Origin of the sequence: Nocardioides sp. SYSU D00065, assembly GCF_017916425.1 — a bacterium.
Lineage (GTDB): Bacteria > Actinomycetota > Actinomycetes > Propionibacteriales > Nocardioidaceae > Nocardioides.
On sequence record NZ_JAFMSX010000004.1, the window covers coordinates 299,062 to 319,704 of the forward strand.

20 protein-coding genes, 1 tRNA gene and 1 other RNA gene are annotated in these 20,643 nt (G+C 72.5%); 10 read left to right on the forward strand and 12 right to left on the reverse strand.

From position 1 onward, the window contains the following. The first annotated feature begins 16 nt into the window (after positions 1 to 16). Positions 17 to 535: a hypothetical protein gene (locus J3P41_RS16940; RefSeq protein ID WP_210651704.1), complete on the forward strand. Its 519-nt coding sequence runs from the start codon at positions 17 to 19 to the stop codon at positions 533 to 535. A 94-nt stretch (positions 536 to 629) separates the two neighbouring features. Next, entirely contained in the window at positions 630 to 1,490 is an 861-nt protein-coding gene (panB, locus tag J3P41_RS16945) for a 3-methyl-2-oxobutanoate hydroxymethyltransferase (RefSeq protein WP_210651705.1), read from the forward strand. A 34-nt stretch (positions 1,491 to 1,524) separates the two neighbouring features. Here the strand turns inward: panB and J3P41_RS16950 are convergent, their stop codons facing one another. After that, a complete protein-coding gene (locus tag J3P41_RS16950; RefSeq protein WP_210651706.1) occupies positions 1,525 to 1,749 on the reverse strand; it encodes a hypothetical protein in 225 nt (74 codons plus the stop codon). 23 nt (positions 1,750 to 1,772) lie between these two features. Between J3P41_RS16950 and map the strand changes: the two genes are divergently transcribed. The 3 genes from map to J3P41_RS16965 all read left to right on the forward strand — a co-directional run bounded on the left by map (position 1,773) and on the right by J3P41_RS16965 (position 3,713). Further along, positions 1,773 to 2,621 carry a type I methionyl aminopeptidase gene (gene map / locus J3P41_RS16955; protein ID WP_210651707.1) on the forward strand — a complete coding sequence of 283 codons (849 nt, stop codon included), beginning with the start codon at positions 1,773 to 1,775 and terminating at the stop codon, positions 2,619 to 2,621. Between the two features lie 13 nt (positions 2,622 to 2,634). Then, an RNA gene (rnpB, locus tag J3P41_RS16960) (RNase P RNA component class A) lies at positions 2,635 to 3,010 on the forward strand. 139 nt (positions 3,011 to 3,149) lie between these two features. After that, positions 3,150 to 3,713 (forward strand): hypothetical protein, encoded by a 564-nt coding sequence (locus J3P41_RS16965; protein ID WP_210651708.1) that lies wholly within the window; start codon positions 3,150 to 3,152, stop codon positions 3,711 to 3,713. A gap of 108 nt (positions 3,714 to 3,821) precedes the next feature. On the opposite strand, the gene J3P41_RS16970 is transcribed toward J3P41_RS16965, so the two are convergent. Beyond that, a complete protein-coding gene (locus tag J3P41_RS16970) occupies positions 3,822 to 5,279 on the reverse strand; it encodes an RNB domain-containing ribonuclease (protein ID WP_210651710.1) in 1,458 nt (485 codons plus the stop codon). 51 nt (positions 5,280 to 5,330) lie between these two features. Between J3P41_RS16970 and yaaA the strand changes: the two genes are divergently transcribed. Further along, complete coding sequence (yaaA, locus tag J3P41_RS16975; protein WP_210651711.1) at positions 5,331 to 6,110, forward strand: peroxide stress protein YaaA; 780 nt, start codon at positions 5,331 to 5,333, stop codon at positions 6,108 to 6,110. Positions 6,111 to 6,125: 15 nt separating this feature from the next. Here the strand turns inward: yaaA and J3P41_RS16980 are convergent, their stop codons facing one another. The 4 genes from J3P41_RS16980 to J3P41_RS16995 are packed head-to-tail and all read right to left on the reverse strand — an operon-like array spanning position 6,126 to position 10,683. Next, positions 6,126 to 7,217 (reverse strand): aromatic acid exporter family protein, encoded by a 1,092-nt coding sequence (locus J3P41_RS16980; RefSeq protein ID WP_210651712.1) that lies wholly within the window; start codon positions 7,215 to 7,217, stop codon positions 6,126 to 6,128. Positions 7,218 to 7,230: 13 nt separating this feature from the next. Continuing rightward, the gene (locus J3P41_RS16985) at positions 7,231 to 7,971 is read right to left on the reverse strand and encodes a zinc ribbon domain-containing protein (RefSeq protein ID WP_210651713.1); all 741 of its coding nucleotides are present in this window, start codon (positions 7,969 to 7,971) and stop codon (positions 7,231 to 7,233) included. A gap of 32 nt (positions 7,972 to 8,003) precedes the next feature. After that, positions 8,004 to 9,122 carry a Nif3-like dinuclear metal center hexameric protein gene (locus tag J3P41_RS16990; RefSeq protein ID WP_210651714.1) on the reverse strand — a complete coding sequence of 373 codons (1,119 nt, stop codon included), beginning with the start codon at positions 9,120 to 9,122 and terminating at the stop codon, positions 8,004 to 8,006. Positions 9,123 to 9,150: 28 nt separating this feature from the next. Further along, a complete protein-coding gene (locus tag J3P41_RS16995) occupies positions 9,151 to 10,683 on the reverse strand; it encodes an AMP-binding protein (protein ID WP_210651715.1) in 1,533 nt (510 codons plus the stop codon). A gap of 148 nt (positions 10,684 to 10,831) precedes the next feature. On the opposite strand from J3P41_RS16995, the gene J3P41_RS17000 reads away from it, so the two are divergent. From J3P41_RS17000 to J3P41_RS17010, 3 genes are read left to right on the forward strand one after another with little or no spacing between them, the layout of a single operon-like run. After that, a complete protein-coding gene (locus tag J3P41_RS17000; RefSeq protein ID WP_210651716.1) occupies positions 10,832 to 11,359 on the forward strand; it encodes a hypothetical protein in 528 nt (175 codons plus the stop codon). Beyond that, a complete protein-coding gene (locus J3P41_RS17005; protein ID WP_210651718.1) occupies positions 11,298 to 12,782 on the forward strand; it encodes an ATP-binding protein in 1,485 nt (494 codons plus the stop codon). The genes J3P41_RS17000 and J3P41_RS17005 overlap by 62 nt, the downstream gene beginning before the upstream one ends. Before the next feature lie 13 nt (positions 12,783 to 12,795). Beyond that, positions 12,796 to 13,467, forward strand: coding sequence for a response regulator transcription factor (locus J3P41_RS17010; protein WP_210651719.1), 672 nt, complete (start codon positions 12,796 to 12,798; stop codon positions 13,465 to 13,467). Here the strand turns inward: J3P41_RS17010 and J3P41_RS17015 are convergent. From J3P41_RS17015 to J3P41_RS17040, 6 genes are all read right to left on the reverse strand, one after another. Next, entirely contained in the window at positions 13,457 to 14,338 is an 882-nt protein-coding gene (locus J3P41_RS17015) for a serine/threonine-protein kinase (protein WP_210651720.1), read from the reverse strand. The genes J3P41_RS17010 and J3P41_RS17015 overlap by 11 nt on opposite strands. Before the next feature lie 23 nt (positions 14,339 to 14,361). Beyond that, positions 14,362 to 14,745 (reverse strand): hypothetical protein, encoded by a 384-nt coding sequence (locus J3P41_RS17020; RefSeq protein WP_210651721.1) that lies wholly within the window; start codon positions 14,743 to 14,745, stop codon positions 14,362 to 14,364. 121 nt (positions 14,746 to 14,866) lie between these two features. Then, positions 14,867 to 14,941, reverse strand: a tRNA-Val gene (locus J3P41_RS17025). Positions 14,942 to 15,098: 157 nt separating this feature from the next. After that, on the reverse strand, positions 15,099 to 15,572 hold the full coding sequence (locus J3P41_RS17030; RefSeq protein WP_210651722.1) for a peroxiredoxin: 474 nt from the start codon (positions 15,570 to 15,572) through the stop codon (positions 15,099 to 15,101). A gap of 3 nt (positions 15,573 to 15,575) precedes the next feature. Beyond that, entirely contained in the window at positions 15,576 to 17,219 is a 1,644-nt protein-coding gene (locus J3P41_RS17035; RefSeq protein WP_307862047.1) for an AMP-binding protein, read from the reverse strand. Beyond that, entirely contained in the window at positions 17,216 to 17,644 is a 429-nt protein-coding gene (locus J3P41_RS17040) for a DUF3052 domain-containing protein (RefSeq protein ID WP_210651723.1), read from the reverse strand. Before J3P41_RS17040 ends, J3P41_RS17035 begins: the two co-directional genes overlap by 4 nt. Positions 17,645 to 17,817: 173 nt before the next feature. Between J3P41_RS17040 and aceE the strand changes: the two genes are divergently transcribed. Next, positions 17,818 to 20,613 (forward strand): pyruvate dehydrogenase (acetyl-transferring), homodimeric type, encoded by a 2,796-nt coding sequence (gene aceE, locus J3P41_RS17045; protein WP_307862048.1) that lies wholly within the window; start codon positions 17,818 to 17,820, stop codon positions 20,611 to 20,613. The last annotated feature ends 30 nt before the right edge of the window (positions 20,614 to 20,643 follow it).

Sequence of the window (20,643 nt, forward strand, 5' to 3'; positions counted from 1 at the left end):
CACTACCGTGGGTCGCGTGCGCAGCGCCCTGATGCTCCTCGTCCTCCCGGCCGTCCTGGCGACCGTGCTGTCCGCGTGCGCGGACAGCGGTGGGTCGACGGGAGGCGCCGACGCCGGCCCCGATCCGGTCGACGCCGTACGCGCCGCCACGACCGAGCGCGCGCAGCAGGCGATCCCGCTCGTCGCCGAGGCCCTCGGGGCCACGGCGGTGCAGGCGCACGGTCAGTGGCAGAGCTGCATGGCCATCAGCTGGCGCTACGAGGCCTTCGCCACCGTCGAGGCCGCGGCCGGAGAGACGGCGGCGCAGCTCGAGCAGGTGCGCAGCGCCCTGGTCGACGCCGGCTGGGCGGACGCGACCCAGGTCGAGGGGCACGTGACCGTCGAGCGCGACGACACCACCGTCGACGTCCAGCCCACCCCCGCCCGCGGTCGCCGCGCCTGGACGGTGTCGGTGACATCGAGCTGCGCCGACTACGACGGTGACGACCTCGAGCGGGTGGAGAACGACGAGCCTCGCGAGATCAGCGGCGTGTGAGCGCCACCACAGCGCCCTACCAGTGAGGCACGACTAGCCTGACGAGTGGTCCGTGGACTCCACGAGGGAGCCGCGAGATGACGAGGAGCGAGCCATGTCCGCACAGAGCGAAGAGACCGCCCCCTACGGCGCCGGTCCGGCCGCAGCCGCCTCCCAGCCGGTCCGGCGGGTGCGCACCCACCACCTGCGGGAGATGAAGCAGCGCGGCGAGAAGATCACCATGCTGACCGTCTACGACATGCACACCGCGGCGGTGTTCGACGAGGCCGGCATCGACATCTTGTTCATCGGCGACTCGGCAGCGAACAACGTGCTCGGCTACGACACCACGCTGCCGGTCACGGTCGACGAGCTCATCCCGCTCGCCCGGGCCGTCGCGCGCAGCGTGCGGCGTGGCCTCGTGCTGGCCGACCTGCCGTTCGGCAGCTACCAGGCCTCCCCCGAGCAGGCGTTCCACACCGCCGTGCGGTTCATGAAGGAGGCCGAGGCGCACGCGGTCAAGCTCGAGGGCGGCATCGAGGTGGCGCCGCAGGTGGAGAAGCTCGCGACCAACGGCATCCCCGTGATGGCGCACATCGGCTTCACCCCGCAGAGCGAGCACGCCCTCGGCGGCTACCGCGTCCAGGGTCGCGGCGAGACGGCCGAGCGCATCCTGCGCGACGCGCGAGCCATGCAGGACGCCGGCGCGTTCGCCGTCGTGATGGAGATGGTGCCCGGCGACGTCGCCGAGCAGGTCAGCAAGGAGCTCGAGATCCCCACCATCGGCATCGGCGCCGGCCCCGGCTGCGACGGGCAGGTGCTGGTCTGGCAGGACGCCTTCGGGCTGCGTACCGGCAAGATGGCGCGGTTCGTCAAGCAGTACGCCGACGTGCACGGGGTGCTGCTCGAGGCCGCCCGTGCCTACGCCGACGACGTACGGGGCGGCACCTTCCCCGGTCCCGAGCACACCTTCTGACGCCCCGGGGCGTGCTCAGCCGCTCCGGCTGCAGTCAGCTGCTCCGGGTGCCGTCGACCGGGCCGTCGCTGGAGTCGGGATCGTCGTCGTTCCACGCCGGGTCGTTGTCCCACTCCTCGTTGCGCTCCTGCACCGTCTCCAGCGCTCGGGAGGCCGCTGCCGCGGAGGGGTAGGGACCGAGGCGGTCAGCGTTCTTGCACCCGTCGCGCCCCTCGACCGTGTGGTGCTTCAGGCAGAACCAGTATTCGTCCTCGCTCATGGGCCGAAACTACACTCGCGCTCGTGCCCGCCGTAGCCCCAGCCGTCATCTCGCCGCGTCGGGCCGTGCCCCCGCAGATCGCCCGCCCCGAGTACGTCGACCGGCCCGCACCGCAGCGCTTCACCGGCGAGGAGGTCAAGGACGCCGAGACCATCGAGCGCATGCGGGTCGCCGGCCGCCTCGCCGCCCAGGCACGCGACCTGGTGGGCTCCCACGTGGTGCCGGGTGTGACCACCGACGAGCTCGACCGCATCGGGCACGAGTTCCTGTGCGACCACGGCGCGTACCCCTCCACGCTCGGCTACCGGGGCTTTCCCAAGTCGCTGTGCTCCAGCGTCAACGAGGTCATCTGCCACGGCATCCCCGACTCGCGCGTCGTCGAGGACGGCGACATCGTCAACATCGACATCACCGCCTACATCGGCGGCGTCCACGGCGACACGAACGCCACCTTCCTCGCGGGCGACGTCGACGAGGAGTCACGGCTGCTCGTCGAGCGCACCCGGGAGGCTCTCGACCGGGCCATCAGGGCGGTCAAGCCGGGTCGGCGGGTCAACGTCATCGGTCGCGTGATCGAGGCCTACGCGCGGCGGTTCGGCTACGGCGTGGTCCGCGACTTCACCGGTCACGGCATCGGCACCGCGTTCCACTCGGGGCTGATCATCCCCCACTACGACGACCCCCGTTACGACGACGAGATCCGCGTGGGGATGACCTTCACCATCGAGCCGATGCTCAACCTCGGCACCCCCGACTACGACATGTGGGACGACGGCTGGACCGTCGTCACGCGGGACCGGCGCCGCTCGGCGCAGTTCGAGCACACCCTGCTGGTCACCGACGATGGCGCCGAGGTGCTGACCCACCCCTAGACTCCTGCGCGAGTGGGTCGGCCGGGCGGCCGCGGTCCGCCACCTCCGGGTGGTGGGTCGAGGAAGGTCCGGGCTCCACAGGGCAGGGTGGTGGCCAACAGCCACCCGGGGCAACCCGCGGGATCAGTGCCACAGAGAACAGACCGCCTCCCGGCGCTCCGGCGTCGGGCGGTAAGGGTGAAACGGTGGTGCAAGAGACCACCAGTGCGCCAGGCGACTGGCGCAGCTAGGCAAACCCCACCCGGAGCAAGATCAGACAGGATGCGTCCGAGGGCGGCCCGCCCGAGCATCCGGGTAGATCGCACCAGGCGGCCGGCAACGGTCGTCGCAGATGGATGGTCGCCCCCGCTGTTGCGGGACAGAACCCGGCCTACAGGCCGACCCACTCCCCCGCAGCCCGCCTCGCCTCCCCCCGCACGCGCGCCGTCATCCCGACAATCGGTGATGTGCGCCCCGGAGGCGGGTGGAAACGTCGGTCGCGTCCGTCACCCGTGAGGGGATCTCGGCCTCTCGTCCTGAGGAGGAACTGTGAAGAAGGGACTCGCTGCGGCCTCCGTCGCGGCCATCGCCACCGCCATGCTGGGCGTGGGCACGTCCACGGCCTCGGCCCACGACCTGCCTGAGCCGCTGGAGCAGACCGCCGGCATCGCGTGGTTCGGGGACAAGGCGCACGTCAAGGCGCACCGGCCCGACGAGGCCGTCGTCAGCGTCCGGTACAAGTGCGAAGGCGTGGGCGTCCACCTGTGGGCCTCGTTGAAGCAAGGGCCGGGCGTCCGGTCCTACGAGCCCACCGCCGAGCGCCCGTACCCGCCGTCCGACGTCTCCCGCGCCTGGTACGAGACGCCAGAGGGTGTGGTGCCGACCTGCGACGGCACCTACCACACCTTCCACTACACCGTCTCGCGCGCCACCACGGGCTCGGAGACCCACCCGGACGCCTGGGAACGGCTGTGGCGGGGCAAGGCCTTCGCCCAGTTCGTCGTCTTCTCGGTCCCCGAGGGCGCCGACCCGGCGACGACCCCGCCGACCCGCGAGGCGTTCGCCGGCTGGGTCCGGGTCATGAAGCCGCGCATCTACAGCTCGCACCACTGAGCTCGCCGGCTCCCTGACGAGCCGGCTGTCAGGTGGGCCGACGCTGTGTGCCGGGACCGTCCGCGGAACGGCCGTGGGCGGCCCCGGCGCGCAGCCGCGCCGTACGCCTCACGCCAGGCGGAAGGACACCGCGCGCGAGCCCGGGTCGGCCTGCACCAGCTCGACCGCGACCTCCTCGCCGAGCGGCAGGTCGCCGTCGGCCGCCACCCGGGCCTCGACGGCGGGATCCTGCACGGTGACGTCGCCCCGGGACCCGTCCTTCTCGTCGATCTCGACCACGACGCCGGTGAACGTCTCGCCGACCCGGTCCTCGAGCAGCATCGCCTCACACAGGTCCAGCACGGCGTTCTCGTACTGGTTGGCGCGCCGGCTCGACTCACGCATGGTGTCGGGCAGCCGGTGCATGCCCTGGATGACCCAGTCCGGCACGTCGGTGCCCGCGCACAGAGCCACGCAGATCTCGAGGGCGTAGCGGTCGACGAGCCGGCGCAGCGGCGCGGTGACGTGGGCGTACTCCGAGGCGAGCGCCGAGTGCTGGGCATACTCGGGCAGCTCGCCGTGGAACGACACGTAGCCGGAGCCGCGCAGCAGTCGGGTGCAGGCGACGACCATGGCGGCGTGCGCGGGCTTCGAGGGGTCGAGCGAGCGGATGAAGTCGGGGTAGAGCTGCTCGGCCGGCCAGTCGATGCCCAGCGCCCGCGCGGTGCGGTGCAAGCGCTGCACGTCTCGCGGGTCGGCCTGGGGCAGGATCCGCAAGATGCCGGTGCGGGCGTAGACCATCAGGGAGGCGGCGCCCATCCCGGTGAGGAGGGAGACCTGGGCGTTCCACTCCTCCACCGGCAGCAGCTCGCGGAACTCCAGGCGCCACCGCCCGTCCTCCTCGACCAGCTCCTGCTCCGGCAGCGGCAGGGAGACACCACCGCGGGCGGCCTCGCGTTGCAGTCGCAGCTGCCCCAGCTCCTTGAGCAGCAGGAACATCTCGTCGGCCGTGCCGGCGTCGAGGTCGGCCTGCACGCCGGCGTACGACAGCTTGGCGCGCGAGCGGACCAGCGCGCGCTCGACGACGACGTCGGTGCCCTCCCCGGTCTCGTCGACGCGGATGGTCCACAGCAGCGCGGGTCGCACCTGGTCGGGCAGCAGCGACGCGGCGTCCTCGCTCAGCACCTTGGGGTGCAGCGGGATCTTGGAGTCAGCGCCGTAGAGCGTCTCGCCACGGCGGTTGGCCTCCACGTCGACCGGGTCGCCGGCGGAGACGAACGCCGCCACGTCGGCGATCGCGTAGTGGACGACGTAGCCCCCGGTGCGGTCGGCGTCGCGCTGGATGTGCACCGCCTGGTCGAGGTCCATCGAGGACTCGGGGTCGATCGTCACGAACGGGATGTCGGTGCGGTCCAGGTCCGGCAGCCGTGGCGCGGCGGCCGCGGCTCGCGCCGCCTCCTCGACGGCCGCGGGGAACTCCGCGGTGACCTCCAGCTCGGCCTGGATCTTCGCGATCCCCTCGCGCAACGCCCGGCCCGGGACGCTGTCGGCACTCGTGCGGACGCTGACCACGCGGTTGCTCGGCATGTCCCGACCCTAGCCGGGCGGGACGCGGAGGCGCTCCCTACGCTTGCCGGCGTGCTGATCCTGCTGCCGCCCAGCGAGGGCAAGACCGCCCCCCGCCGCGGCAAGTCCCTCGACCTCCCCTCGCTGTCGTCGCCGACCCTGACCCCGACGCGCGCGGCGCTGCTCGAGGCGCTCACCACCCTGTGCCGGGACGATCCCGACAAGGCCGCCGCCGTCCTCGGCCTCGGCCCGGCGCAGCGCGAGCTCGTGCAGCGCAATGCGGCGCTGGCGGGCGCGCCGACCGCCCGCGCGGACGCGATCTACACCGGCGTGCTCTACGACGCGCTCGACCCGCGGACGCTCTCGGCCGCGGCGCGCCGCCGCGCGACCACGCGCCTGGCCGTCACCAGCGCGCTGTTCGGGATCGTGCGTCCCGGTGACCGCATCCCCGCCTACCGCCTCTCCGGCGACGCCGTCCTGCCCGAGGTGGGCTCGGTCGCCGGCGCCTGGCGCGAGGTCCTCGGCGACGCGATCACCGACGCGATGCGCAACGGACTGCTCGTCGACCTCCGCTCGAGCACGTACGCCGCCTTCTGGCGGCCCACACCGGACCTCGGCCGCCGGGTGGCGACCGTGCGCGTGCTCCACGAGTCCGGCGGCCGGCGCACCGTAGTGAGCCACTTCAACAAGGCCACCAAGGGACGCATCGTCCGCGCGCTGCTCGAGGACGGCGCCGACCCCCGCACGCCGACGGCGCTCGCCGACACCCTCACGCGCCTGGGCTGGACCGTCGAGGTGGGCGCTGCGACCCCGCGCGGCACCCAGCTCGACGTGGTCGTCAGCGAGGTCTGACCCGCCCGAGCCCGCTCAGCGCAGCGGGATCACGTCGGTCGCCTCGAGCGGGTCCATGCCGCACAGGGCGAGCAGGTCGGCGATGATCGAGCGCACCTGGGCCAGGATCACCTCGGCGGAGAGCTCCTCGCTGTGCTCGACGGTCGCGGTGGCCCGGCCGAGCGCGACCAGGTCGTCGATGACGGCTGTCGCCATCCGGTCGGCCACGAGCTCGTCGGCGACCCGGTCGGCGAGCCCGGCCAGGTCGCGCATCAGGGAGGCGTACGACGCCGGCACGGGCTCGCGGCGGTAGCAGGCCACCGCCACCCGGCGCACCACCACGCGGGTGTTGCGCAGCGCGACGTCGAGCGGCTCCACGAGGTCGGCGAGGCGGCGCTGGTGCTCGCCGTGCCGTCTGCGGAAGGGAGAGGAGCTGACCACCGAGAGGCCCTCGGAGGAGGCGGCGCGCAGCTCCGCGATCAGCACGTCGGTGGATCGCGCGTCGCGCAGCACCGCCAGGGCGCGCTCCACGTCGCCGTCCCCGAGCCGGTCCGCAGACGAGCGCAGCAGGTCGGCGATCGTGCGAACGACGACCGCGGCCTGGTCGCGCGGGCGCCGCAGCGGCGCGCGGGGCACGACCGTCGCCGCCGCGAGGGCGACCGCGCCGCCGACGAGGGCGTCGGTCCAGCGCAGGAACGCGTCGCCCGGCGCCGGCGCCAGCGCCGCCACGACGATGCCCTGGACGGCCGCCTGGATGAGGAGCAGCTGCCCGGCGTCGAGCAGCAGGGCGATCGACATGCCCGCCGCCACGATGAAGGCGATCTGGAGGCCTCCGGAGCCGATCAGGTGGGTGGTCACGTCCCCGAGCAGGACGCCCAGCGCCACGCCGACGGTCACTTCGGCGACCCGGCGCTGGCGCTGGCCGTAGGACATCCCGAGGGAGACGACCGCCGCGATGGGCGCGAAGAACGGCAGCCGGTGCCCGAGGACGTCGGCGGCGAGCCACCACGCCACGCCGGCGGCGACGGCGCACTGGCCGATGACCCAGCCCTTGGCCCGCAGCCGCGCGACGCGCGTGCGCAGCGACGTACGACCGCGAGCCGCCATCAGCTCGGAGTCGATGCGCATCGGGGTCGCGCTCTCAGAGTCCCGACTCGTCGGTGCGCACGAGGATGCGCTGGCACTCCTCGCACCTGACCACCTCGTCGGCCGGCGCGGAGCGGATCCGCGAGAGCTCGGACGCGTCGAGGCTCATGTGGCAGCCGCCGCACTGGCGCGCGCGCAGCAGCGCCGCCCCGACACCCTTCTGCTCGCGCAGCCGCTCGTAGAGGGCCATCAGGTCCTGCGGCATCGACTCGATGGCCGGTCCGCGGTCGCCGGCCACCCGGGCCAGCTCGGCGTCGATCTCGGCCTGCTTCTCGTCGCGGGCCGCCACGAGCTCGGCCAGCCGGGCGTCGAGGTCCTCGGCGCGGATGCCCAGGCCGTCGAGCACCTGCTGGGCCTCCTCGAGCTTCTCCATCACCTCGAGCTCGGCGTCCTCCAGCGTGGCGATGCGCCGCTCGAGGGAGACCAGCTCGTGCTGCATCCGTTCGAGGTCCTTGGGGTTGGTCACCTGGCCGGTGTCCATGCGGGTCCGGTCGCGCTCGCGCCGCGCCTTGACCTGCTCGACCTCCCGGTCGGCTCGCGCCTGCTCCACCGTCAGGTCGTCGACGACGATCCGCGCGTCGCGCACCTGGTCGGTGAGCGCCGTGCGCTCCGCCTCGAGCGCGCTGATCTCGGCCAGCTCCGGCAGGTGCGATCGCTGGTGCCGCAGCTGGGCGGCGCGCGAGTCGAGCTCGGCGACCCGGAGGAGCTGCAGCTGGTGGGTGGGATCGGCCTTCAACGGCCCTCCTGCTTCTGCGAACGGGCGTGGGTTCAGGGACGGAACGTCCACGGGTCGGTGCACCGCGTGCTGACCCGGGTCTCGACCCTATCGCCCGTGGCCGCGCGCAGCCGAGCCTCCACCACCGGCAACCACGTCCACTCCGCCGACCAGTGCGCGACGTCGACCAGGGCCGGGCCCCCGTGCTCGAGGAACTCCCCCGCCCGGTGGTGCCGCAGGTCGCTGGTGACGTAGACGTCGACGTCGCTGTGCGCCAGCTCGTCGAGCAGGAAGTCGCCCGCCCCGCCGCAGACCGCGACGCGACGCACCGGCCGCTGTGGGTCCCCGGCGACCCGTACGCCGTGCGCGGTCGGCGGCAGGCTCGACGCCACCCGTGCCGCGAACGCTGCCAGCGTCGTCTCCTCCACCGTGCCGATGCGGCCGGTGCCCGTGGCGGACACGCCGGGGTCGGCGAGCGGCAGGACGTCGAAGGCCGGTTCCTCGTAGGGGTGGGCGTCGAGCAGCGCCCGCACCACCGCCGTACGCCGACCGCGCGGCACCACGGCCTCGATCCGGGCCTCGTCGACGACCTCGAGCTCGCCGACGCGTCCGATGGCCGGCGAGGCGCCGTCGAGCGGCCGGAACCGGCCCTGCCCCGCCATCGAGTAGGTGCACGAGTCGTAGTCGCCGAGTCGTCCCGCGCCTGCGTCGGTGAGCGCGGTGCGGACGGCGTCGGCCGCGGACTCCGGGGCGAAGACGACGATCTTGTCCAGCGGCTGGGCCGGCGTCGGCCTGATCGGCGCGAGGTCGGTCAGACCGAGCGCCAGCGCCAGCGACTCCGACACGCCGGAGGCGGCCTGGTCGGCGTTGGTGTGCGCGGTCAGCAGCGCGCAGCCTCCGGCCGTCAGCGTGTGCAACGTGCGTCCCTTGGGCGTGGTCGCGGCCACGGAGCTCACCGGGGTCAGGAACAACGGGTGGTGCACGACGAGCAGGTCCGCTCCCCACTCCACAGCCTCGCGCGCGACCTCGACGGTCGGGTCGACGGCGAACATGACGCGGGAGGCCTCGGCGGCCGGGTCGCCGGCCACCAGCCCCACCGCGTCCCAGGAGTCGGCGGTGCGGGGTGGGTACCAGTCGTGCAGCAGGGCGACGACGTCGGCGAGGGTCGGCATGGCGCCAGTATCGAGGATGGGCCGCGGGTCAGTTGACCTGCCGCTCCTGCCCCTCCCAGTAGGGCTGGCGCAGCTTGAACTTCTGCAGCTTGCCGGTCGCGGTGCGGGCGAGCGAGTCGCGGAACTCCACCGACGTGGGGGCCTTGTAGCCGGCCGCGCGCTCCTTGCACCACGCGATCAGCTCGGCCTCGTCGGCGCTCGCCCCCTCGGCCAGCACGACGAGCGCCTTGATGGTCTCCCCCCACTTCTCGCTCGGCACCCCGATCACCGCCACCTCGGCCACCGCCGGGTGGGAGAACAGCACGTCCTCGACCTCGATCGAGGAGACGTTCTCCCCGCCGGTGATGATCACGTCCTTCTTGCGGTCGCTGATCGTGAGGTAGCCGTCGTCGCCGACGACGCCCCCGTCCCCGGTGTGGAACCAGCCGTCGACCAGTGCCTTCTCCGTCTCGTCGGGCCGCTCCCAGTAGCCGTCGAGGACGACGTTGGAACGCGCCAGCACCTCGCCCTGGTCGTCGGTGCGCAGCCGTACGCCGATCGCCGGCGCGCCGGCGCGCACCAGCTTGGCAGCACGCTCCTCGGCGGGCAGGTCGTCCCACTCGGCGCGCGAGCGGTTGACGGTCAGCAGCGGCGAGGTCTCGGTGAGCCCGTAGATCTGCATGAACTCCCACCCGAGCTCCTCCTCGACCCGGACGACGGTCCGCGTCGGCGGTGGCGCGCCGGCCATCACGATCCGCACCCGGTCCCGGCCGGGGATCTCGCCCTCCCAGTCCTGGGCGGCGTCCAGCACCGCCGCCGCGACAGCCGGGGCGGCGCACATCAGCGTCACCCCGTGCCGCTCGACCCGCCGCAGGATCTCGGCGCCGTCGACCTTGCGCAGCACGATCTGGGGCACGCCCATGCCGGCCACGGCGAACGGCATCCCCCAGCCGTTGGCGTGGAACATCGGCAGCGTGTGGAGGTAGACGTCGCGGTCGCTCACGCCGGCGTGCAGGCCGAACGTGACCGCGTTGGTCCAGAGGTTGCGGTGGGTGAGCTGCACCCCCTTGGGCCGCGCGGTGGTGCCGGAGGTGTAGTTGATGGTCGCCGTGGCGTTCTCGTCGGGCTCCCACACGCGCGGCGCGCTGCCGGGAGCGGCGTACATCGACTCGTCCTCCCCGAGCACGAAGGTGTGCTCGACGTCGACGCCCTTCAGCGCCTCGACCAGCTCGGGATCCACGAAGAGCACGCGCGCCCCGGAGTGCGACACGATGTAGGAGATCTCGTCGGGCCGCAGACGGAAGTTGATCGGCACGAGGACCCGACCCGAGCCGCTCACGCCGAAGAAGGACGTCAGCAGGCGCGCCGAGTTGTGGCTGACGATCGCGACCCGTTCGCCGACCCCGATGCCGAGCTCGTCCAGCCTCGCCGCCTGCCGGCGCGCGAGGTCGTACGTCTCCGCGTAGCTGAGGGAGCCGAGGGACGCGGCCGGCTGGTCGGGCTCGTCGACGACGCCGACCCGGGAGCCGTAGACGGCGGCGGCACGCTCGAGAAAGTCGTTGACGCTGAACGGGACGATCATGCGCCCACTGTGGCATGCGTCACGTCGCCCGGCGAGGCGTCGCGCCCGCCGAGCGACGAGCGGCACGCCACGCTCGGTGAGCGGAGCATGAGGGTGTTCTCACGTGCGTCTCATGCGGGCGCCACGATCGGCAGCGACGCTGTCGCGCATGGGACAGGTGACCAAGGCGGTGCTGCTGCTGGTGTTCGTCGTTCCGGTCACGGCGTACGTCACTGCGTCGCTCGCCTCGCCGGGCGGGCCGGAGCCCGGCGACCACAGTCCGGTGATCCTCCGGGACGCGCCGGACAGCCCGGCCGGGCCCGCCGGACCGGGCGCCGGAGCCGACGTCGACCGCGAGCGAGACGATGCTCCCAGTCGCAGCCCGGGCCGCAGCGACCCCTCCTCCCCCGGCCCGTCGCCGTCCCAGCCCTCCTCGAGCCCCCGCCCGACCGCCCCGGACGGCGGCGACGACGCGTCGCGCGAGGACCCGGGTCCGGAGCCGAGCCGGGACCCGAGCCCGGACCCGGATCAGGGGCAGGCACAGGACCAGGACGACGAGGCCCGGGTCGTGACCCCGCAGCCCACGCCGGTCGGGGAGGATGACGACGACGAGTGGGAGGACGACGGGCCTGAGGATGACGAGACCGACGACGGCGGGGACGACGACGCCGGTGACGACGAGGGCGGGGACGACTGAGCGCGCCACCCGGCGGTTCGCGCAGGTCTCGGTCCGCACCCGTATCGCGGTGCTCATCGCCCTGCTGACGGCCCTGGCCATGGCCGGCGCGGGAGTGCTCGTCTACACGCTCGAGTCGGCGCGGATCGAGCGCGCGGTCAACGCGCAGATCGACCAGGAGATCGCCGAGTTCAGGAACCTCAAGCGCGACCCCAACACGGGTCGCCCGTTCGACGACGTGGGCAGCCTGCTGCACGTCTTCCTCACCCGCAACGTGCCCGACGACGACGAGATGCTCGTGGGCTACGTGAAGGGCGAGGTACCTGAGCGCACGCGCAACCGCTACGGCCAGGAGGTCCTCGACGAGCCTGCCTTCCGCGCAGCCGTCAGCGACCTCGCGGACACCGGCGGCACCCGGGTGATCGACTCCCCCGCGTTCGGCGAGACGTGGGTCAGCGTCGTGCCGGTCGTCGGCACGCTGGGCAACGGGGCGCTGGTGATCGTCAACTTCCTCGCCGACGAGCACGACGAGCTCGACCGCACGCTACGGACCTACACGATCGTGGCCCTGCTGTCGCTCGGCCTGATCACCACCGTCGCGGCGTTCCAGTCCGGCCGCCTGCTCGCGCCGCTGCGCACCCTGGAGGAGACCGCCCGCGAGATCACCGCCACCGACCTCTCGCGACGCATCCCCGAGCAAGGCAACGACGACATCACCGCGCTCACCCGCACCATCAACGGCATGCTGGAGCGTCTCGACGGCGGCTTCGCGGCCCAGCGGCAGTTCCTGGACGACGCCGGCCACGAGCTCAAGACACCGCTCACCGTGCTGCGCGGACACCTCGAGCTGCTCGACCACGGCGACGACCCGGCCGAGCTGGCCGAGACCCGCGAGCTGCTCCTCGACGAGGTCGACCGGATGTCGCGCCTGGTCGGCGACCTGATCCTGCTCGCCAAGAGCAGGCGGCCCGACTTCCTGGTCCTCGACGAGGTCGACCTCGACGCGCTGACCCAGTCGGTGCTGGCCAAGGCCCGGGCGCTCGGCGACCGCGACTGGGAGCTCGACGCGACGGCCGACGGCACGGCCGTGCTGGACGAGCAGCGGGTCACCCAGGCGCTGCTCCAGCTCGCCGACAACGCCGTGAAGCACACCGATCCCGGAACGGTCGTCGCCATCGGCTCGGCGCGCGGCGACGGCCGGGTCAGGCTGTGGGTGCGCGACGTGGGCGACGGCATCCCCCCGGACGATCGGGAGGCGGTGCTGGAGCGCTTCGGCCGCGGCCAGGTCCGCCCGGGCGACGACGGGTTCGGGCTCGGCCTCAGCATCGTCAGCGCGATCGCCGACGCCCACGGCGGCGACGTACGCATCACCGACGCGGAGCCCCACGGCGCCCGCGTGGAGATCACCATTCCCGACCGACGGGCCGGGGAGACGACCGCATGACCGAGGAGACGCCATGGCCCAGATCCTGATCGTGGAGGACGAGCAGCGCATCGCCTCGTTCGTGGCCAAGGGGCTGCGCGCCGAGGGGCACCAGCCCACCGTCGCGGCCGACGGCCACAGCGGCCTCGACGAGGCCATGTCCGGTCGCTACGACCTCGTGGTGCTCGACATCGGCCTGCCCGGCATGGACGGCTTCGAGGTGCTCGACCAGCTCCGCTCCCAGGGCAGCCGGATCCCGGTCATCGTGCTGACCGCACGGGACTCGGTCACCGACACGGTGGCCGCGCTCGACAGCGGGGCCGACGACTACATGGCCAAGCCCTTCCGCTTCGCGGAGCTGATGGCGCGGATCCGGCTGCGGCTCAGGTCGCTGGCGCCCGCTGAGGCGCCCGCAGGCGGCGACGAGCTCGTGGTCGGCGGGCTGCGCCTGGATCGGCGCACCCGCCGCATCACCGCCCCGCACGGCGAGTCGGAGCTGTCGGCGCGCGAGTTCGCGCTCGCCGAGATCTTCCTGCTCAACCCCGGTCAGGTCCTCACCCGCGAGCAGCTGCTCGACCTGGTGTGGGGCTACGACTTCGACCCCGGCTCCAACGTCGTCGACGTCTACGTCGGCTACCTCCGCAAGAAGCTCGGCGGGGCGGCGATCTCGACCGTGCGCGGCGTGGGCTACCGGCTCAACCCCTGATCCGGAACCCCGCGAGCGAGCCGCGCGGCAGCCCTGCCAGCACCGGCTCGAGCGCCTCGGCTACCTCGTGGGGCAGCGGCCGGTCCGCAGGATCCCGGCGCAGGCAGGCCGCCACGACCGCCGCCACCTCGCTCGGCACGTCGTCGGGCAGCGGGGCGGGGTCGTCGACCAGCTGCGGGAACCGCAGGCGTACGTCGTCCGCGTCGGGGTCGCCGTGGGCGAAGGGCCGCACGCCGGCGACGGCGTGGAACAGCGTGGCGCCCAGTCCCCACACGTCGGAGGCGTGCGAGGGCACCTGCTCGCCCGGGTCGCACTGCTCAGGGGCCATGTAGGCGTCCGTGCCGATGGGGTGGCGCAGCCGGGCGGCGTCCTCCACGGAGCGGGCGACCGAGAGGTCGATGAGCCGCGCCGGGGCGCCCATGATCACGTTGCTGGGCTTGATGTCCAGGTGAGTCCAGCCGATGTGGCGGAAGTAGTGCAGCGCGGAGGCAACGTCGATGGCGAGGGGGAGGTACTGCTGCTCCTGCAGCCGCCCGTAGCGGCGGACCAGGCTGGAGAGCCGCGGCCCGTCGACGTGCTCCAGCACGACGTGGGGACGGTCGCCGTCCTGGCCGTCGCGCAGTCCCCGGACCACGACGGGGTGGTTGACGGTCGCGAGGGCGAGCACCTCCCGGCGCAGGCCGCGCCGGGCGTGCTCGTCCCCGACCTGGGAGGGGCGCAGCACCTTGACGACGACCGCGGACCACGTCACCTCGTCGAAGCACAGCCACGCCTCGTACGCGGACCCTCCGCCGAGGCGGCGCAGCGCGCTGAGTCCCGGCGCGAGCAGGTCGCCCTCGGCCAGGGGCCAGCCGTCGTCACGCGTACCCATGTCCGCTCCTCCCAGGTCGACCGTCACCCGCGGGTGTCGTTGCGGCTGCGGTCGTTGGTCTGGTGCGCCGACCGGTCGCGGGTGCGGTCGCCGCCGTCACGGGTCCAGTCGCGGGTCTTGTCCGCGCGGCTCCGGTCGCGGTCCCGGCTCACGTCGGTGGCGTTGCTCGCGGTGTTGTCGTTGGTGTTGCGGCTCGCCCCGGTGCGCGTGCGGGTCTCGTCGTCGCCGTCGTCGTCGTTGGTGTCGTCGTCGTCATCGTCGGCGACGAGCACCAGCGCCGGAGCGTCGTCCTCGCGCTTGGCCGCCTCGTCGGCGGCCGAGGCGATGGTCGGCGACGACATGCCGATGAGGCCGACGGCGGTCAGTCCGGCGACTCCCAGCAAGGTGGTGGGAAGAAGCTTGCGCATGGTGGTTCCTCTCGTCGGGGGCCGAGTGGCCCGGTTGCAGGAGCAACCCTGGCGACGCGGCGTGAGCCGTCCGTGAGGCGCCGATGAGAGGGCTCTCATGCCGTGGGCACGAGGGCGGACGTGGTGCGTCGGGACGGTTTCGAACCGCCGACCGCTCGGGTGTAAACCGAGTGCTCTACCGCTGAGCTACCGACGCGCGCCGCACAGACTACGGGACTGCTCGGCCTGCCCGGGCCACGCGGGAGGAAATGAGTTGAGCCGCTGGCGTCTCGGGTCACCAGCGGCTCAACAAGAAGAAGATTACACCAGTCGCCAACGGCGTCTCGGGAAACCAGAAATTGGCAACGAGATGTCTAGACCACCGCTGCGTGGAGCTCGCGGAGGTGCTCGTCGAGGTCGCGTCCGTCGGGGTTCGCGTTGTGCACCGCCCACCGCAGCCGACCCTCGCGGTCCACGACGTACGACGACCGGCGCGGCGCGCCCTTGACCGGGTCGAACACCTCGTAGGCCGACGACACCTCGCCGTGGGGCCAGTAGTCCGACAGCATCGGGAAGTTGAGCCCCTCGGTCTCCGCGAACGTGCGCAGGGCGTACACCGAGTCGCACGAGATGGCCAGCACCTCGGTGTCGAAGGTGAGGAACTCGTCGAGGCGGTCGCGCACCCCCGACAGCTCGCCGGTGCAGACGCCGGTGAACGCGAACGGGAAGAACATCAGCGCCACCGCCTTGCGCCCGCGGAAGTCGCTGAGCCGCACGTCCTGCCCGAACTGGTCGCGCAGCGTGAAGTCAGGTGCCTCGTCGCCGATGCACAGCCCGTCGCAGCCCACGTCTCACTCCTCGCCGTCCTGGTCCTCCCACCGTGCCTGGTCCTGCTGGGCGAGCTCTCGCCTGAGGACCTTGCCGGTGGCGTTGCGCGGCAGCTCGTCGACGAACACGATCTCCCGCGGCACCTTGAACCGGGCCAGGTTGGCCCGGACGTGGTCGCGCAGCTCGTCCGCCGAGACGTCGCCGCTGCGCACCACGAAGGCACGCAGGCGCTGACCATAGTCGTCGTCGACGACTCCGACCGCAGCGACCTCCCGCACCCGCTCGTGGGCGACCAGGCAGTCCTCCACCTCTTGGGGGAAGACGTTCTCACCGCCGGAGACGATCATGTCGTCGTCGCGACCTGCCACGTGCAGCCGGCCGTCGGCGTCGAACCAACCGAGGTCGCCCGACGACATCAGGCCGTCGACGACCTCCTTGGACCCGCCGTGGGTGTAGCCCTCGAAGAGCAGCCCGTTGCCCACGAAGATCCGGCCGGTCTCCCCCCGCGGCACCTCGCGTCCCGCGTCGTCGAGGATCCGCACCACCGTGCCGTGCGGTGGCCTCCCCGCCGACGTCGGGTCGGCGCGCAGGTCCGCCGGCGTCGCGATCGAGGCGTAGGCCACCTCGGTCGAGCCGTAGATGTTGTAGAGGTTGTCGCCGAAGCGGTCCATCCACGCCTGCGCGAGCGTGGCCGGCAGGGCCGAGCCGGACGACGCGACCACCTCGACGCGCCCCAGGTCGACGGCGCGGAGCTGCTCGGCGTCGAGGGCCAGGATGCGCTGCAGCATCACCGGGATGACGACCATCGACTGGCAGCGCTGCTCCTGCACGGTCCGCAGCGCGGCGGCCGGGTCGAACGAGCGCCGCAGCACGACGGTCGACCCCAGCAGCATGGCGAGCGCGAGGTGGGCGAAGCCCCAGGTGTGGAACAGCGGGGCCGCGATGTGCGTGCGCCATCCGGCCTTCAGCGGCATCCGCGAGAGCAGGGAGACGGCGGCCGGGATGCCGGCCTCCTTGCGCGGCGCACCCTTGGGGGTCCCGGTCGTGCCGGAGGTGAGGATGACGACCCGGGCGTGGCGCGTGGGCGGCTGCAGGTCGCCCTCGTCGTACGCCGACAGCAGCTGCTCGAGCGTCTCCGCGCCGCCGCTGTCGCCGTCGGTCCAGGCCAGGACCCGGCGCCCGACCGGGGCGTCGGCGAGCAGGGCGGTGAACTCCTCGTCGTGGACCACCATGCTCGGCGCCTCCCGCTCCAGGACGTCGCGCAGCTGCGGGCCGGCGAAGGAGGTGTTGAGGTAGAGGAGGTCGGCCCCTAGCTTGGCGACGGCGATCGTGGCATCGACGAAGCCGCGGTGGTTGCGGCACATCACCGCCACCGTGTCGCCCTCTCGCACGCCGCGCTCGGCGAGGGCGCGGGCCAGCGCGTTGGACCGGCGGTGCAGCTCGTCCCAGGTCAGCTCGCCGAGCTCGTCGACGAGCCCCACCCGGTGCGGCGAGCGGGCCGCGAGCGTCGCGAAGCCGCCGGCCGGGCCGGTCCCCCAGCGCAGCACCACCCGGCCGATCCGCGCGAGGGTGCGCGGTCCGTAGGGCCGGATCACCCCGGCGCGACCCAGCACGCCCACGGTCGCAGCACACCCCGACAGCACGCCCGTCAGGGTGCGGTGGGTCACGCGGGGGTCTTCGGCGCGACCAGGCGGGTGGCCTGCCAGTCCTTGCTCACAGCGGCGGTGGTGGTCTGGGACAGGCCCGCGATCGGCGCGGCCTCGGCGATGTCCGCCGGGTCGACCGTGCCCGAGCGGCCCACCTTGGGCGTCAGCAGCCAGATCGAGCCGCCGCCCACCAGGTCGGTGAGGGCGTCGACGAGCCCGTCGACGAGGTCGCCGTCGTCGGCGCGCCACCAGAGCACGACCGCGTCGACCACGTTGCCGTAGTCGCCGTCGACCATGTCGGCATCGATGCAGTCCTCCACCGCGACGCGGAGCTCGTCATCGGTGTCGTTGTCCCAGCCGAGTTCCTGGACGACCATGCCGGGCTTGAGCCCCAGCCGGTCCCCTATGCCTGTCGCCGGGGCAGAGTCGCCCACCGTCGAGCTCACGCAGTGCCTCCAATGTCCAAGGGGTAGGGCTGGTCACGCATAGTCCACCCGAAAGACGGCAGCAGCCGCAACCCCGCCCCGCCCCGGCGGGCGGGAGGACGCCGTTCGGGCGGCTGGTGCGCTTTACTGGTGGGTAGATTTCGTGGCGGGCGGACGCGTGACACGATGAGCGGGTGAGTGACGCCGAGAAGTCCAGCTCCATCACCGGCAAGGGCCAGCCCATCGCCTCTGTGATCCACGAGGGACTCCCCACCCAGCTGCCCGACATCGACCCCGACGAGACCCAGGAGTGGCTCGCGTCCTTCGACGCGATGCTCGACGACCGGGGTCGCGACCGGGCCCGCTACGTGATGCTGCGCCTGCTCGAGCGCGCTCGCGAGAAGCAGGTCGGCGTCCCGGCCCTGCGCTCGACCGACTACATCAACACGATCCCGCCCGAGCGCGAGCCGTGGTTCCCCGGCGACGAGGAGGTCGAGCGCCGCATCCGCGCGTTCATCCGCTGGAACGCCGCGGTGATGGTGTCCTCGGCGAACCGCAAGGGCCTCGAGGTCGGCGGCCACATCGCCACCTACCAGTCCTCGGCCAGCCTCTACGAGGTCGGCTTCAACCACTTCTTCCGCGGCAAGGACCACGAGGGGGGCGGCGACCAGATCTACATCCAGGGCCACGGCTCCCCGGGCGTCTACGCCCGCGCGTTCCTCGAGGGCCGTCTCGGCGAGGACCAGCTCTACCGCTTCCGCCAGGAGGTCCAGCACGGCAAGGGCGCCGGCCTCCCGTCGTACCCGCACCCGCGCCTGATGCCCGACTTCTGGGAGTTCCCGACGGTGTCGATGGGCCTCACGGCCATCGGCTCGATCTACCAGGCCCGGTTCAACCGCTACCTCGACAACCGCGGCATCAAGGACACCGGCCAGCAGCGCGTGTGGGCGTTCATGGGTGACGGCGAGATGGCCGAGCCCGAGTCGCTCGGCGCGATCCGCGTCGCCGCCCGCGAGGAGCTCGACAACCTCACCTGGGTCATCAACTGCAACCTCCAGCAGCTCGACGGCCCGGTCACCGGCAACGGCAAGATCATCCAGGAGCTCGAGGCCAACTTCCGCGGCGCCGGCTGGAACGTCATCAAGGTCGTTTGGGGTCGCGAGTGGGACGCCCTGCTGGCCCGCGACGTCGACGGCGTGCTGGTCAACCAGATGAACTCCACGCCCGACGGCCAGTTCCAGACCTACTCCACCGAGGACGGCGCCTACGTCCGTGAGCACTTCTTCGGTGGCGACCCGCGGCTGCGCAAGATGGTCGAGCACATGTCCGACGCGCAGATCGAGAAGCTGCCCCGCGGCGGCCACGACTACCGCAAGGTGTACGCCGCGTTCGACGCCGCCACCAAGCACACCGGCCAGCCGACGGTGATCCTGGCCCACACCATCAAGGGCTGGACGATCGACGCCCTCGAGGGCAAGAACGCCACGCACCAGATGAAGAAGCTGACCCTCCCGGACCTCAAGAAGTTCCGCGACCGGCTCTACCTCCCGATCAGCGACCGTGACCTCGAGGAGTCCTACGAGAAGACCGGCGGCGCGCCGTTCTACCACCCCGGCGCCGACGCGCCCGAGATCGAGTACATGCTCGAGCGCCGCAGGGCCCTCGGCGGCTCGATCCCGCGCCGCATCAACCGCGCCACGGCGCTCAAGCTGCCCGGCGACGAGCTCTACGCCGAGCTCAAGCAGGGCTCCGGCAAGAACAAGTTCGCCACGACGATGGCCGTGGTCCGCCTCCTGCGCGACTGGATGAAGGACCCCGAGATCGGCGACCGCGTCGTCCCGATCGCGCCTGATGAATACCGCACCTTCGGCATGGACTCGATGTTCCCGAGCGCCAAGGTCTACAACCCCGCCGGCCAGCAGTACGAGTCGGTCGACCGCAAGATGCTCCTGTCCTACAAGGAGTCCGCTCAGGGCCAGATGCTCCACGAGGGCATCTCCGAGGCGGGCGCGATGGCGTCGGCCACCGCCGCCGGCTCGGCGTACGCCACGCACGGCGAGCACATGATCCCGTTCTACATCTTCTACTCGATGTTCGGCTTCCAGCGCACCGGCGACTCCATCTGGGCGATGGCCGACCAGCTCGCGCGCGGCTTCCTCATCGGCGCCACGGCCGGCCGCACCACGCTCACCGGCGAGGGCCTCCAGCACGCCGACGGTCACTCGCCGCTCCTCGCGGCCACCAACCCCGCGGTGGTGCACTACGACCCGGCGTTCGGCTACGAGATCGCGCACATCATGCAGAGCGGTCTCGAGCGGATGTACGGCTCGGGTGGGCCCGAGGGCCAGGGCGAGGACGTCATCTTCTACCTGACCGTCTACAACGAGCCGGTGTCGCAGCCGGCGGAGCCCTCCGACGTCGACGTCGACGGGATCCTGCGCGGCATCCACAAGATCGCGACCGCCGAGGGCGAGGGCCCCCGGGTCCAGCTGCTGGCCTCGGGCGTCGGCCTCCCGTGGATCCAGGACGCGGCGCGGATGCTCGCCGAGGACTGGGGCGTGCAGTCCGACCTGTGGTCGGTCACCTCCTGGAACGAGCTGGCCCGCGACGCGGCGGCCGCCGAGCAGTGGAACCTGCTGCACCCGGGCGAGCAGCGCCGCACCGCCTACGTCAGCGACAAGCTGGCCGGCGTGCAGGGGCCGGTCGTCGCGGTGTCCGACTACATGCGGGCCGTCCCGCTGCAGATCGCGCGCTGGGTGCCGGGCGACTACCGCGTCCTCGGGGCCGACGGCTTCGGCTTCGCCGACACCCGGCCGGCCGCTCGCCGCTTCTTCCACATCGACGCCGTCAACGTGGTCGTCCAGGCGCTGCAGGCGCTGGCCGACGCCGGCGAGATGCCGGTGGAGAAGGTCGTGGAGGCGGCCGCGCGATACCGGATCGACGACCCCACCGCGACCCGTGACATCAAGCAGGAGGGCGGCGACGCCTGACGCCACGCGTTGGTGGGAATCCCACTACGC